Origin of the sequence: Advenella mimigardefordensis DPN7 (genome assembly GCF_000521505.1) — a bacterium.
Taxonomy (GTDB): Bacteria; Pseudomonadota; Gammaproteobacteria; order Burkholderiales; family Burkholderiaceae_B; genus Advenella; species Advenella mimigardefordensis.
The window spans coordinates 1,266,448-1,280,952 of record NZ_CP003915.1; the positions used below are offsets into that span (position 1 = coordinate 1,266,448).

Annotated in this window: 14 protein-coding genes; 4 read left to right on the top strand and 10 right to left on the bottom strand. The window is 54.3% G+C overall.

What is annotated here, in order from left to right; all coding sequences use genetic code 11:
- Positions 1–69: 69 nt before the first annotated feature.
- The 3 genes from MIM_RS05940 to MIM_RS05950 all read left to right on the top strand — a co-directional run bounded on the left by MIM_RS05940 (position 70) and on the right by MIM_RS05950 (position 3,471).
- On the top strand, positions 70–1,047 hold the full coding sequence (locus MIM_RS05940) for a Bug family tripartite tricarboxylate transporter substrate binding protein (RefSeq protein WP_025371846.1): 978 nt from the start codon (positions 70–72) through the stop codon (positions 1,045–1,047).
- 63 nt (positions 1,048–1,110) lie between these two features.
- Positions 1,111–2,478 carry an MmgE/PrpD family protein gene (locus MIM_RS05945; protein WP_025371847.1) on the top strand — a complete coding sequence of 456 codons (1,368 nt, stop codon included), beginning with the start codon at positions 1,111–1,113 and terminating at the stop codon, positions 2,476–2,478.
- 12 nt (positions 2,479–2,490) lie between these two features.
- Positions 2,491–3,471 carry a D-2-hydroxyacid dehydrogenase family protein gene (locus MIM_RS05950; protein WP_025371848.1) on the top strand — a complete coding sequence of 327 codons (981 nt, stop codon included), beginning with the start codon at positions 2,491–2,493 and terminating at the stop codon, positions 3,469–3,471.
- Positions 3,472–3,521: 50 nt separating this feature from the next.
- Here MIM_RS05950 and MIM_RS05955 read toward each other — a convergent pair whose 3' ends face one another.
- The 10 genes from MIM_RS05955 to MIM_RS05995 form a co-directional block, all read right to left on the bottom strand.
- Positions 3,522–4,370: an SAM-dependent methyltransferase gene (locus MIM_RS05955; RefSeq protein WP_025371849.1), complete on the bottom strand. Its 849-nt coding sequence runs from the start codon at positions 4,368–4,370 to the stop codon at positions 3,522–3,524.
- Positions 4,371–4,392: 22 nt separating this feature from the next.
- Positions 4,393–5,769, bottom strand: a complete 1,377-nt coding sequence (locus tag MIM_RS05960) for an APC family permease (RefSeq protein WP_025371850.1) — start codon at positions 5,767–5,769, stop codon at positions 4,393–4,395.
- A gap of 466 nt (positions 5,770–6,235) precedes the next feature.
- Complete coding sequence (locus tag MIM_RS05965) at positions 6,236–7,363, bottom strand: metallophosphoesterase (RefSeq protein WP_025371851.1); 1,128 nt, start codon at positions 7,361–7,363, stop codon at positions 6,236–6,238.
- A gap of 535 nt (positions 7,364–7,898) precedes the next feature.
- On the bottom strand, positions 7,899–8,717 hold the full coding sequence (locus MIM_RS05970; protein ID WP_025371852.1) for a phosphodiesterase: 819 nt from the start codon (positions 8,715–8,717) through the stop codon (positions 7,899–7,901).
- Between the two features lie 10 nt (positions 8,718–8,727).
- Positions 8,728–9,990: an ABC transporter substrate-binding protein gene (locus tag MIM_RS05975; RefSeq protein WP_245592824.1), complete on the bottom strand. Its 1,263-nt coding sequence runs from the start codon at positions 9,988–9,990 to the stop codon at positions 8,728–8,730.
- 12 nt (positions 9,991–10,002) lie between these two features.
- Positions 10,003–10,692 (bottom strand): carbohydrate ABC transporter permease, encoded by a 690-nt coding sequence (locus MIM_RS05980; protein ID WP_245592825.1) that lies wholly within the window; start codon positions 10,690–10,692, stop codon positions 10,003–10,005.
- A 25-nt stretch (positions 10,693–10,717) separates the two neighbouring features.
- Positions 10,718–10,846 (bottom strand): hypothetical protein, encoded by a 129-nt coding sequence (locus tag MIM_RS23585; protein ID WP_281178010.1) that lies wholly within the window; start codon positions 10,844–10,846, stop codon positions 10,718–10,720.
- A complete protein-coding gene (locus MIM_RS05985) occupies positions 10,843–11,715 on the bottom strand; it encodes a carbohydrate ABC transporter permease (RefSeq protein WP_025371854.1) in 873 nt (290 codons plus the stop codon). Before MIM_RS05985 ends, MIM_RS23585 begins: the two co-directional genes overlap by 4 nt.
- A gap of 9 nt (positions 11,716–11,724) precedes the next feature.
- Positions 11,725–12,861 carry an ABC transporter ATP-binding protein gene (locus MIM_RS05990; RefSeq protein WP_025371855.1) on the bottom strand — a complete coding sequence of 379 codons (1,137 nt, stop codon included), beginning with the start codon at positions 12,859–12,861 and terminating at the stop codon, positions 11,725–11,727.
- A complete protein-coding gene (locus tag MIM_RS05995; protein WP_025371856.1) occupies positions 12,854–13,546 on the bottom strand; it encodes an HAD family hydrolase in 693 nt (230 codons plus the stop codon). The genes MIM_RS05990 and MIM_RS05995 overlap by 8 nt, the downstream gene beginning before the upstream one ends.
- 129 nt (positions 13,547–13,675) lie before the next feature.
- On the opposite strand from MIM_RS05995, the gene MIM_RS06000 reads away from it, so the two are divergent.
- Positions 13,676–14,458 (top strand): DeoR/GlpR family DNA-binding transcription regulator, encoded by a 783-nt coding sequence (locus tag MIM_RS06000; protein ID WP_025371857.1) that lies wholly within the window; start codon positions 13,676–13,678, stop codon positions 14,456–14,458.
- Positions 14,459–14,505 lie beyond the last annotated feature (47 nt).

The following is a 14,505-nucleotide window of genomic DNA, read 5'->3' on the forward strand; positions in this document are numbered from 1 at the left end:
GCTTTGCCAGCGGGTATAGGCCGGTACTTCACCACTAACACATCCGAAATATATCGGAGGAGACATATCATGGATCGTCGTTCATTTCTGCTCAGTATGGGAGCAGGCGCCATCGCTTTACCTTCTATTTCCCTGGGGCAGGACAAATATCCGGCCAAACCCATCAGTTACATCGTTCCCGTTGCTGCCGGTGGGGGTAGCGATTATGTGGCACGTGCCACCACCAGCGAATGGGGAAAGGAGATGGGTAATACCACTTTCGTAGTTGAAAATCTTGGCGGTGGCGGAGGGGTGATTGCCTGCCAGCGCACGGCGCGTGCGCCGGCCGATGGCTATACCCTCATGCAGGGTTATGTGGCAACGCTGGGCACCGGCCCCGCGACCAGAAAAGTATCTTATGACCCGCTCAAAGATTATACGCCGGTGGGCATGATCGGCGGCACGCCCAATGTGCTGGTTGTTGACGCCAAGCTACCCATTAAAACGCTCGCCGAATTTATTGACTATTTCAAGCGTAATGGCACGAGCAACTATGGTTCGGCAGGCGCCGGATCACTGACCCATCTGTTAATGGAATTGCTTAAACAGGACACCGGCCTGCAAACCCAGCATATAGCCTATAAGGGTATCGCCCCGGCGTTTCAGGATCTGGTTGGCGGGCGCACGCAAGCGATGTTTCCGGGGTTGGCTGCTGCCGTTCCACATTTGGTGTCAAAAACCGTCCGCGCGATTGCACTGACAGGCAACAAGCGCAGCGAGCGTTTTCCGGATATCCCGACGTTCGAGGAGCTGGGTGTAAAAGGGTTCGACGATGTCCTGCAGTGGTACGGTGTGTCCGGGCCGCGGGGCCTGAAAGATGACATTGTTAAAACCCTCAACGACTCACTCAACGCTGTCCTGATCACGCCGGAACTGGAAAAGCGCTTGCAAGTTGAGGCTATTTTGCCGATGCCGATGAGCGCACAGCAATTCGGTGCCTATGTTCAGAAAGATCTCGAGCGCTGGAAGAAAGTGGCGCAGGAGCAGAATATCCGGCTGGACGCATAAATCCGGCGAATAATCAGACTTATTTCATTGGTAATATTTTAATTAAATTTCATCAGGATTATCATGGCTGTAAATACCAAAGTTGAAGCAGATCAGAACGCCCCGGCGGTTACCCGTATTCTGGCGGAGTTTGTTGCTACCCATCCTTCAAAAGGCTGGAGCGATGCAGTGGAGCACGAGGCCCATCGCACCTTCCTGAACTGGCTTGGATGCGCTGTGGGCGCATCGCAGCACGAGGCGGTTCTGGCTGCGATGCGCGCGGTACAGGTCCTTGAGCCCGCCGCTCAGGCTATGATCGCCGGACGTCAGGAAAGGGTAGATATTGGCAGCGCCGCTCTGGTCAATGGCATTTCGTCGCATCTTTTTGATTTTGATGATACCCACCTTAAAACGATTATTCACCCAGCCGGTCCGGTCTGCTCGGCGGTGCTGGCGCTGGCAGAACATACCGGCGCCAGCGGTCGCCAGCTTATCGATGCCATTGTGCTGGGAATTGATGTTGCATGCCGTATTGGGAACACTATTTATCCTCATCACTACGACAGGGGTTGGCATATTACAGGCTCTACCGGCTCGCTAGGCGCTGCTGCTGCGTGCGCGCGACTGCTCGGTCTGAATACTGACAAGACAGCCATGGCACTCGGTATTGCCGCCTCGCAACCTGTGGGGCTGCGTGAACAGTTCGGCACTATGACCAAGCCATTTCATCCTGGTGGCGCTGCACGGGCTGGTCTGATGTCAGCGTTGCTGGCGCGTGAGGGATTCACCGCCAGCCCGCGTGCGATTGAAGCACCGCGGGGCTTCGCGCAGGTGGTATCAACAAAGTTTGACTGGAATGAAATTACAGACGAGCTTGGCCAGCGTTTTGAAATTTCCTTTAATGCATATAAGCCCTTTGCCTGCGGTATTGTGATCCATCCGAGTATTGACGCATGCGTGCAACTCAGAGAGCAGGGCGTGACGGCAGACAATCTGGAGCGTCTTGATTTGCGCGTTCATTCACTGGTGCTGGAGCTGACCGGGAAAAAAGAACCGGCAGATGGTCTGCAGGGCAAGTTCAGCGTTTATCACGGTTGTGCTGCCGGCCTGATTTTCGGCAGGGCCTCTGAAGATGAGTATGACGATGCGATTGTTAATCGCGAAGATGTCGTGGCAACGCGTCGCAAGGTGGTAGCTGTTGTGGACGATACAATTGATGAAGCGGCCGTTGAGGCCACGGCTACACTCAAGGATGGCAAACGCCTGCAGGTCCGCGTAGATCACGCGATTGGATCGCTGCAACGTCCGATGACAGACGATGATCTGGTGGCCAAGTTCGCGGCCATGTCCGTTCCGGTCCTTGGTGAAGAGAAGACCCGCCAACTGATTCAGCAGTGCTGGGACCTGTCTGCGGCAGGGGATGTGCGAGCACTCGTTGCACAGGCCAGCTAAGCAGGTAAGCATATGGAGCATAAACCGACTGTTGTCGTATTGGACGACTGGGAGAATGTCCTGCGCGACCGCGTTGACTGGCGGACTATTCGGTCGCGGGCGAATGTCATTATTCATAATCAAAAGCTGGATCCGCAGGCCTTGCCTGCGGCACTCTCGGCAGCTCAGGTGCTGGTGTTGTTTCGGGACCGAACGCCTGTGGACGCCAACCTGATTGCACAATTGCCTGACTTGCAGCGGATTATCTCCACCGGCGCGCGCAACCGCACCCTGAATGCTGAGGCAGCCGAACGCGCCGGCATACATGTCGGACACACGGCATGGGGACCATCCAAGGCCAGTACCTGTGAGCATACCTGGGCGTTGATTCTGGCGGCAGTTAAACGTCTGCCTCAATCAACGCTATCGGTCTCAAATAGCCGCTGGCGCAATCCCGCTGTGTCTGCTTTTATGCCACCCGTGATGGAAGGTAAACGACTGGGTTTGATCGGTTTAGGGCAGATTGGTCAGCGTGTGGCGGCATTCGGTAAAGCGCTTGGCATGCAAGTTGTCACATGGAGCCCGAATATGACTGCGGAACGCGCTGCTGAACATGATGTGCTTGCTGTGTCCTTACAGGAGCTGCTGGAAACCTCGCTGGTGGTTAGTATGCACCTTGTGCCGTCAGAAACCACGCGTCACTTGCTGAACCGGGAGCGCCTGGGCTGGATGCGCCCGGACGCGATTCTGGTCAATACTTCGCGTGCAGAGCTTATCCATACCGGGGCGCTGGTCGATGCTCTGCAACACAAGCGTCTAGCCTTTTGTGCTCTGGATGTTTTTGACCACGAACCGCTGTCACCTGATCACCCGTTATTGAGTATGTCAAACGTGTTGTTGACACCGCATGTCGGTTTTCTGTGTAATGAAGTCGTACACAATTTCGCGGTAGGTGTGCAACAACAACTGGAAGCGCATTTTCTGCGACCCGATATAGCGGCGTCATCTGCCTGATCAAACTACAGCCTGCAGGGTGGCGGTATGCTGCCGTTTTTTATCACAGGCTACTGCATGGACACCAGCTGTGCTGTCCAGTCTGTTTTGCCATCTATGGTTCCACGCATTTGTTTATCATCTACCTGGCCTGAGTATGTCTGTCCATCGACCGAAAAGGTAATGCTCGCCCCGTTCAGGCGTGCGTTACTGATTCTCCGTTCGTTGGTGCCGTCGCTCAGTGTGCCATCCAGCATCTGGAACGTCTGCTTCAATTCAAGCTCACGCTCGCCTATTTTCCAGGTGCCAGCTACCTGGGCCGGAACGATCCATTTATAGGCATGGCAGTAGTTGGTGCAGTTCTCTTTAACTTCGACTGATTCATCCGGCTCCCATGCCTCCATTGCAAATGAATTGGACACCACCCGGGTCCCCGGTTTCATGTCCAGCAGTGTCGGACGCAGGCGCAGATTCAGACTGGGTAGCAGAAACAGTGTGACGACAGATGCATCTGAAAAATCGGATTCGAAAATGTCAGCCTGTTCAAACACGGCACGTTCGGTCACGCCTTCAGTTTTTGCGGCCTCTTTTGAAATGGCGACCATGTCGGGGTTGAACTCAATGCCGCGTGCGACTGCGCCGCGCTTGGCGGCGGTAATAACCAGTCTGCCGTCACCCGAGCCCAGATCAACCAGCCGGTCATCTGCAGTCAGTTCAGCCATTTCCAGCATGCGGTCTACCAGCGCCTGTGAGGTGGGCACCCATACCACGTCCTTGCCCTGTTGTCCGACAGAAGGCGTATATTTTTCGGCTGCGGGGTTGCTGTCCGATTGCGTGGCGGCGGTTTGTGCGGCTAGCGGCGGGCTTACCATCATGGCAAACAGCAGGGCGGCAACCAGGGGTTTTGCAGGCATAGTCATCGATTCTCTCCTGTTGGGGTAATTACTTCAAAGCAGTGACTTCGGCTTGTGTCTGAGGGCCGTCGGACTCCTGGTCATCCCTGATCCGGAACAGGAGAATGGGCGCTCCGGCAGCCAGAACGGCCAGGCCGATCAGTGCTGCCACGCCTGTGTAAACAACGCTGGCATAGAACATGTACAGGCAGGTCAGGCAAAACACAATGGGCGTAATGGGGTATAGGGGAACTTTGTAAGGCAGGATACGATCAGGATGACGCCTGCGAAGTATGAAGAGCGATAGCCCCACTAATAACATGAAGGCCCAGAAGACGGGCGCGGTGTAGTCCACCATGGCCTTGAAGCCGTCGCGGGTGATGGCCCCCATGGCGATCAGTGCCAGAGCGATCATGCCTTGCATAATCTGGCCGTTGGCCGGTGTTTTGCCGCGCCTGTCCCACACTGCGACCCATTGCAATATAGTCATGTCTCGTGCCATGACATAAAACACCCGGGCGCCGGTAAAGATGGTTGCGTTCAGGGTCGAGATGGCCGCGACGATGATCGCCAGCGTGACCACGATCCTGCCGGGTTCGCCAGCGACCACATGCATCATATCTGCAGCAACTGCATTGGAGGCGCGCAGCCCGTCCAGGCCCAGAATAGAGACCAGGGCCAGATTGGTCAGTACGTAAAGCGTCACCAGAATGAGCGTACCCAGCATGAGCACTTTGGCAATGTTGCGTGGCGCATCCTTGAGCTCACCTGTGAGGTAAGCGGCTTCGTTCCAGCCGCCATAAGTGAGCAGCACGAAAATCATCGCCATTCCCAATGCCGCCGTTTGCGGATCGGCGCTCACTTCGGTGTTCGCGGGGACGTCTGCCGAGCCCGTCAGTCCGAATAAAATGATGGCGATAACCGCTGCGATTTCGATGAAGGTGACGATAATCTGCAGGTTCTTGCCTTCCGCTGTTCCTATAAAATTGACCGTAGTCAGGACAATAACCGATATGGCGGCATAGATGGCTGGGCCATATGGCCCCAGCGGAACGATTTGTGCCACATAATCGCCAAGCATGAAGGCAACCGCTGCGATGGCGCCGGTCTGGATAACCGTACAGCGCGCCCAGCCGAACATCATGGCAACGGAACGACCGTAGGCGCGCGACAGAAAATGATATTCACCGCCGGCATGTGGATGCGCCGCCGACAGTTCCGCGTAGCACAATGCGCCCACAAGTGTGATCAGTCCGCCGACAATCCAGACCAGGATAAACAGCCATTCATACGCTACATTGGCCGCAACAATCGAGGGGGTACGAAAGATGCCGATGCCTACGACCAGCCCGACAACAATTGTGACAGCATCAAAAACGGAAAGCTGGGGTTGGGGTCTGGCTTTGCTCTGGCTCTGATCAGTCATCTGGATCCTTTGTTGTTAAACAAAAAAACAATGTCAAACAAAGATGAATGTTGCGGGGCAAATGCGCCATCACGTCTGAAGTAGGCGCCTGAATATCGGGGTGCTGCCAGAGGGTGCCGCAAATACTGTCTCCGTCAGAAACCGGAGTCAGAGCGGGAATGGTCGGCGCGGCTTGAGCGCAGTGCCCTGCAGGGTCGCGTTCAATGTGTACTGGTGAGGTCAGAGCCACCAGTAGCGTCTGGCTTAGGCAAAATGTTGATTCTTACAATTAGCTGAAAATTACTTTAACATAAAAATGATGACAGGGCCGTGTAATTTTTTTTGCAAAATCACAAAAGTGATTAATGTACTGATGGCGGTGTCAAAAAAATGACCTGAGCTGTGTCAGGTCATGGGCAGGCTTTTTCTGCTTGAGCGTGTCATATATGCCGCCCGGGCTCTGAGTGGCGACCAGCACAGGTTCCGATTAACGTTGGGTTCGCAGCACGATCTGCGTGATCTCCGACGGGCGCCCCAGCCGCACTGGAAACCCGTTCCACAAACCGGTTCCCATGCTGACATACAGCTTCATGCCGGCGACATCATATAAGCCATCGACAAAGCCTTCATTGGCCATCTTCGCGAGCACGTGTGCTCCCAGAATCTGGCCACCATGGGTGTGCCCTGACAGTTGCAGGGATGCGCCCGCCTTGGCATTAGCGGCGGCCCCCGTCGGGCGGTGGCTGAGCAGGATGACGGTCTGGTTGGCCGGCACCTGATCCAGGGCAGCAGCGATATCCGGTTCGGGCAGACCAAAGCCGTTGGCCGCATGGTCTGTGACGCCGGCGATCACCAGCTGCTGATTTTCCTGTGTGATCGTCGTATGCTGGTTGATCAGCATGTGCAGCCCGAGTTGCTTATATACGGTCAGCCAGCTTTCGTAGCCGGAATAGTATTCATGATTGCCAGGTATCGCCATGACGCCGTGTTTAGCTTTCAGCGACTGCAATGGCTTTACATCATCCGCCCTGGCCGACGTGGTGCCATCAACCATGTCACCGGTAATGACGGTCAGATCGGGGTCAAGCGCGTTGGCCCGGTCTACAACCGCAGCCATCCAGGGCCGTTGTAGCAGGCGGCTGGCATGCAGGTCGGTCAGTTGAACAATACGAAAGCCATCAAAAGCGGCGGGCAATCCGGGTAATGCGATCTCAATCGTTTTTACCATTGGAATCTTCACTGCATTCCAGACCCCAACGGCGGCGATCACAAGGGTGGTAACAGTAAGAGCGGCAAGCAGTCGGGGTGAGGCGAGCAGGACCCGACCGGTTTCCGCAGATAACGGGTAGGCCACCATTCCTAGCAGGTCTTTGACGAGAATAAAAAATCCCAGCAGAAGTAACGCGCAAAATGCCCAGCCCAGCAATGTCAATACTAAGCCGGGAATTTCCGGGGAGGCCATAGAGCCAAACCAGGTGCGGGTGATCAGGTGATGTTCGGCAATGCAAAGGACGACAACGGTTAAAACGATTTTGGAGGTCAGATTCAGGGAAAGCGGCCAGATACCGCGCGCGCTGACGTATAGACCAATGACCGCCATGATAATGTGGAGCACGGGGAATTCCTGTTGATAATTGTGAAGGTATGGGGCGGAGCCGGTCTATGCGAGGCCGGCTGCTGATCGCAATTGTTAGGGTCAGTGAATGCTGACAGGTACCGAGAATGTGGGCAGAGAGCGTATTATACGCAAGCGACGGAGATCTCTAGCCGGTTTTTTCGCAGACTCAACTTAGCATAACCACATTCAATCCCTGAACCCGTTGGAATATAGCATCACCAGACAGTAACAGATGCAGTGGTCCCAGTTGAAGACAACTTGCTGCCTGCAAGGCGTCAGGTGTGCGGAGTCCGTGGCGTACGCCAATAGCGGCAGCCAGATCTATGACAGCTTGGTTCAGTTCAACCCATACAAGATCTGGACGAGCAAAGAAAGCGTCGTATAGAGCAAGCGTTGCAGCTCGTTTTACGCATGGATGGATACCGTATTATGCGCAAGCGGGCCGGTCTCACGCAAAGTGAGGCCGCCCTGCGGTTGGCTGGGTAGTGCTCTGATGGCCTTGCTCAGATAGTCGAGCAAGGCGATTCGCAGATCAGGCGGTGGCAATAGCGTAGTCAGCCATTTCATGCAGCCGATAGCGCTGGTCGCTATTCAGAAAATCTTCTGCATGAATCAGGACTTGCTCTTCATTGAGCATCACCACGCCATACTGTGACCGCTCGTGACTGCCATAGATGCAGCTTGCATCGCTATGCAGGTCCAATGCGACCTGGTGGTTGGTGCCGTGCAGGGTTGAATACGCCATGCCCCGGAATGTGCCACAAATAGGCCGATGGATGTGACCGAAAAAGACATGGCGGATGCGATGCTCAAAACCGTTAATCGCACCCAAAAAAGCGGATGTGTCCAGTAGTGAGAGGGCGTCCATACTGCGAATGCCTATTGGAAAAAAGGGATGGTGCATAAACAGCAGTACCGGTTTGTTTGATTCGGCCAGTCGTGCGCGCAGCCAGCTTGCACGCGTCTCGCAATATACGCCCCAATGTACACCCGGTTCGTTGGTATCAAGAAACAGGGCAAGGTATGGGCCGAAATCGCGGGCGTATTGAACAAAACCGTTAGCGTCGGTGTCGATATGCGCAAAGTGTTGCAGGAAGCGTTCCCGGCTGTCGTGATTGCCCAAGATAGGATAGACCGGCATGGTCAATGGCGCCAGACATTCACGCAGATGAACGTACGCTTCAGCGTGTCCGTAGTGTGTGAGATCGCCGGTAATGACGACGGCCTGAGCGTCGGGCTGATGCGCCAGCAAGTGCGTTACCGCCTGCTGCAGGCGTTGTTTTGGATTGGTGCCGTATAGCAAACCAGCGTCCGCAACCAGATGCGTATCAGTCAGATGGATGAATTTCATTTTGTTTATCTCACTTCAGAAGATTCTGTACGTCTTGCGCCATGGCTTCCAGTGCTGCTTGTGGTTGAGCCGATTTATCAAATACGGTTTGCAGACGATCGTCTATCACATCTGTAATTTTCAGGCCGTTCTCTCCAGGAAACGCATACCAGCCGGTCAGCCACGGCATCTGTTTGACTGCAGTGTACTGATTGGGATTGATATCGTAGTAACCTTTGAGTTTGGCCGGATCGTCAATAGGCAAAGTGTTGGCCGGGAAGTAACCGGTGCCCTTGGTCATAATGGTTGCGCCTTCAGGGCCGGTGGCAAATTTAATGTATTCCCAGGCTGCTTTCTGGCGTTCAGGATCCTTGGTGAACATCATTGCTACGTTGCCGCCAGCCGGGACTTTGCCTTGCTCGCCATAAACAGGAAAGTAGCCAGTGACCATCTTGAACTTGTCGCCGATTTGCTCAGCGATGCCAGACAGTCGTGATGTAGAGGAAGACAGGACGGCCATTTTTCCGGTCACGAAAAGCTGGGTTGCATCTTTGTAACGCAGATTCTGCATCGTGCCGTTTTCCACCATACGGCCCATCTGTGCAATGGATTCCTGGCCGATTTTGTCGTTGAACGTCACAGAGGTTTCGTCAGCATTCAGCATCGAGCCTCCTTTTGAGAATACCATGGCTTGCCACAGCCAGTTGCCGGTAATCTCCCAATCGTAATGCAGCCCATTGGTGCCGGGATTAGCCTGGCGTGACTTGTCGGCGACGGCAATGATCTCGTCCCAGGTCCGGGGTAGCGCGTCTTCCTTGACGCCGACTTTGCTCAGCAAATCCATGTTGTAGTAAACAATCGGGGTCGATAGCGAAAAGCCGATGCCTACCTGTTTGCCATTGACCTGTCCCAGCGAGAGCAGAGCAGGACTGTAGCCGCTTTGATCCCAGTCTTTTTCGGCGTTAATGAATGGCGTGAGTTCTACAGCGATATTGCGATCTACAAAAACGCGCTGGCGATTCAGACCCTGATAGGACACGTCGGCCAGTTGTCTGGTAACGGCATGGCGTAATGCCTGCTGCGCGGCCCCTTCATATTCAGGCGTAGGCGCGCGGAATTTAACGGTATAGTCGGGAAACTTTTCGGTGAAGCGTTTGGCAATGTCTGCGTGTACCTGATTGAATACATCTGGATAGGGATAGTCAACGATGAGTTCGATTTTGGCGGCATAGGCCGCGCTGCTCGTCAGGGACAGACATGCCAGGGCGCGTAATAAATGTTTGGTTTGCATCATAAATTCCTTTTGTTAACCTTTGACACCCGAGAGGGTGACACCTTCGATAAAGCGCTTCTGCGCGGACAGAAAAAACAGTAAGAGTGGTAGTGTGATAATGACGGTACCCGCCATGAGTGGTCCGAAATCGGTTCCGGCTTCTTCGTTCTTGAAGAACATGGTTCCCAGCGGTGGAGTGGCAAGATCAGCGGTATTGATAACCAGCAAGGGCCAGAAATAATCGTTCCAGTGCCACACGACGGAGAAGATTGAGAATGCGATCAGCGCTGGCATGGCGGCCGGCATCATGACGCGCCAGACCAGTTCGAGTTCGTTCATGCCGTCAAGGCGGGCTGCATGAATCAGGTCATTGGGTACGCCCATGAAAAACTGGCGCATCAGAAAAATACCGAAGCCGGAAGCGATAAACGGGATAATCAGAGCGGCCATGGTGTCCAGCAGGCCTGCGTGATATAGCAGGATGTATAGCGGAATCGCCGTCGCCTGAAAGGGAATCATCAGTGACATCAACACTAATCCCCAGGCCAGCCGTTTGCCCCGAAACTGCAGCTTGGCAAAGCAATAGGCAGCAGGCAGCGCGACGATGATTTGCAGAATCAGGATGCCTGCACAAACCAGGACGCCATTGAATAAATAGCGCAGCAGCGGTACCTGCGTCAGTGCTTTGGTATAGTTTTCAATTGCGGCCCAGTGTTGCGGCAAAAGATGAAAACCTTCACGGAATATTTCATCTGCCGGTTTCAGGGGAAGTGGACAGCATCCAGACAAAGGGCAGCAGGAACGCAGCAGCTCCCGCCATCAGTACGACATGTCGGAATACTTGCCAGGAAAGCGAAGCGTGTGCTGGATTTTTCATTGGTAATGTGTCCGTTTTTCCATGCCAATCTGCTGGATTAAGGTGAGTATGAAAATGCAGGCGACGAACACCAGCACAATGGCGGCGGCGTAACCCATGCGGAAAAAAGCGAAGCCTTCGGAATAAATCGTATGCAGGAGCACTTCTGTTGACTTGTTCGGTCCGCCCTGAGTGAGGGCGTGAACCGTATCGAAAACCTGCAGGGAGCGAATGCAGCAGACGGTAACCACGAACAGCATGGTGGGGCCCAGCATGGGCAGCGTCACTCGCAGCAGCCGGTCCAGCGGATGGCGCATGCCGTCCAGCAAACTCGCGTGGCGTAATTCAACTGGAATATTTTTCAGGCCTGCAAGAAACATGACCATCGCCAGGCCGGACATTTGCCATATTCCGATCACGGCCAGTGACGGCAGCGCCAGGTCGTAATCGTTCAGCCAGTTCTGGGGACCTATGCCAACCCAGGACAGCATCTCGTTCAGAAATCCAACCGTGGGATGCATGAGAAATTGCCATACCACCGCCATGGCGATCAGCGTGGATGCAACTGGCATGAAAAAAGCAGTGCGATAAAAGCCGCGCAGGGAAGCATGGGATTCAATCAGCAAGGCAACGCTGAGCCCGATCGCAATAGAACAGACAGATACGATGACCAGGTAATACACGGTGTTGGCAAAGCTTTTACGAAAGGTCGTGTCGTTCCAGAGATCCACATAGTTGCCCAGTCCAACCCAGTTCCAGCCAGGGGCGCCGAACTGCCAGTCGGTCAAAGACATGAGTGCCACGATGAGCAGAGGCACGATCAACAGCAATACCGTTAAAACCATGCATGGACCGAGTAACAGCGATAGTTGCAGTGGTTTGATGCGCATACGTCACTCCTAGGCTGCCAACGACAGGCATTGGCCGTGCCGGTGCAGGCTGTGACCTTGCGCATCAAATACGTGCCAGGCAGTATGTGGCACATACACCTGCAATACATCACCTGTTTTCAAATGCGGATTCCTCTCCAGTACCACAACGACCGTTTCGCCGGCCGCAGTTTGCATGGTTACCATGCATTCGGGCCCGGTAAATTCGATCAGGGCAATCTGACCTTTGACACTCAATGTGCCTTCTGAGGCGATCAATGACGCCTGTTGCGGGCGAAATGCCAGTTGTGCTGCTGCCGGTGGAAAGCGGTCGTACACTGGCTGATCCTGCAGGCAGGCGTGTCCCGAGGCATTTTTTGTGATCGTCAGAAAGTTGACCCTTGGAGCACCCACGAAGGCGGCAACATCGGTATGACTGGGGGAGTGATAGATTTCCTGAGGTGTACCCAGTTGCAGAATGTGGCCGCTTTTCATGACGGCGATACGATCAGACATGGACATGGCTTCGTGCTGGTCGTGCGTGACATAAACGAAGGTGACACCCAGTTCATCATGCAGTTGGCGGATTTCGCTGCGCAACGACTGGCGCAGGCTGGCATCCAGATTTGAAAGCGGTTCATCAAACAGAAACAGGGAGGGTCGTCGTACCATCGCACGCGCCAGTGCAACACGCTGGCGCTGGCCACCGGAGAGCTGTACCGGTTTGCGATCCCATAGGTGGGCAATGCCCAGGATCTCGGCAATTTTTTTCCCCTGCTGTTGCGCATCGTGTGTTTTGCGGCGTGCCGCCGGGCTGATCCAGCGTGCTCCCGGCAGCCTTTGTGTAAAGTGCAGACTACGCATATAAAGTGGCGTGCAGATATTGTCGCCTACCGTCATGTGAGGATAGAGTGCGTAAGACTGGAACACCATTGCGCAGTCTCTTTCACCGGGCGACTGCGTGAGCAGGTCTGTACTCCCTTTTTTGATGGTCCCGGTATCGGGCATTTCCAGCCCGGCCAATAGTTTGAGCAGGGTTGACTTTCCGCAACCAGACGCGCCGAGAAGGGTTAGGAATTCGCCATTGCGAATGGTCAGTGAGAGCTTGTCAAGAACGGTCGTGCTGCCGTAAGACTTGCTGATGTGATCAAGAACAATATCAGTCATAATGCAATTCCGGTTTAAGGGTAAATCTTGCGGCCAGCCACTGACTGAGCTCATGTGCATGACGGTAGCTCAGCACGGCACCGGCCAGTTCACTTGGATCAGTGTGATAGCCGCAAAGATGGGCAGCAAAATCGACGCCTGCCTGAGACGCGCAACGAGCGTCGACCCAGGAGTCGCCTACGAATAATGCATCCTGCAACGGACATTGCAGATGCGATAAGGTGGCCAGAATGGCAGCCGGGTCCGGTTTGGCTGGCAAACCATCGTCCAGGCAATGAATATGTGAAAAAAGGGATAGCCAACTGACCTGTTCCAATAGAGTCAGCGTTGAGGCACGATCACGATTGGTGCACAGCGCCAGGGTGAAGCCCGCGCCATGAAGTTGTGCGAGCATTTCACTTGTCTTTGGGTAAGGCACTGCTGCGGATAGCGCCTGTTCAAAATAAGTACGTTCCATGGCGTGTATAGACGCTTGAGTCGCTTCGGCGTCCAGTGCCATCTGTTTTGCGGCCTGCGCAAACATGGCGCTCAGTCCCTGGCTTAATGCCAGGCGCAGCGTGGCCGGTTCAATCGTGGTCACTCCTGTAGCGGCTGTGCTTACGGCCTGTAACAGGCTGGGCCAGGTGTCCAAAAGTGTGCCATCCAGATCAAAAATGATCGTTTTGTAGGTTGTATGTGATTTCATGACGCTACTTTAACGATCAAATATGACATTGATATGAACATAAACGATCAATTGCGATCTTTGTGCCTATCAGATAGAATCACGCTTGTTCGTGTTATCGACATGGCTCGTCGCTCAAAGGGATCATATATGCTCAAAGCAGAACGTCAACAGCGCATTCTGGCGCGTATGCAGGAAACCAACGCCGTGACAGTCCGGGACCTGGCCCGCGCATTTTCCACTTCGCCAATTACCATCCGGCGTGATTTGCTGGAGTTGGGTGAAAAAGGATTGCTTGAACGCACTCATGGCGGAGCGGTGGTTTCACAAGAGGTGCTTGCCGAAGGCAACGCCCGCTATGAGATGTATAACTATGCGGAAAGACATCGCCAGCAATCGGCTGAAAAGGCCGCTATTGCCGAATGCGCCATGCAATACATTTCTGACGGGGACAGCATTCTTATTAACGCCGGCACGACCGCTCATGCGTTGGCGCAGGCGTTAAGCGGACATCAGGACCTGCATGTGATCACCAATGGTCTGACCGTTGCCGCAACGGCGGGACAAAGCCATCTGGCTCACGTATACGTGTTGGCCGGACGCCTGGATCCGCGCAAGCAGGCCACGATTGAGCGCGCCGACAATGATGTGTTATCCGGTATTCAGATTCGCGAGGCTTTTCTGGGGGTACATGCGGTCTCGGCTGCAGGTATTTTCATGCGTGATAGTGAAGACGCTTCCATGAATCGCGCTTTTATTGCGGCCGCCAGTTGTACCACTGTCATGGCAGACCATACCAAGCTCAATGCGTTCGCGAGTTTTCGTATCTGTCCCTGGTCGCAGGTGGACCGTTTAATCACCGATGCCGCTGCCGATCAGGCCGTGTTGCAGGCGATACGTGAACAGGGAGTGGAAGTGGTTGTGTGTGGTTGATTGTGTCTGCAGAGCCTTTCATCGAATGCAGCCATGCCACGTCGTTT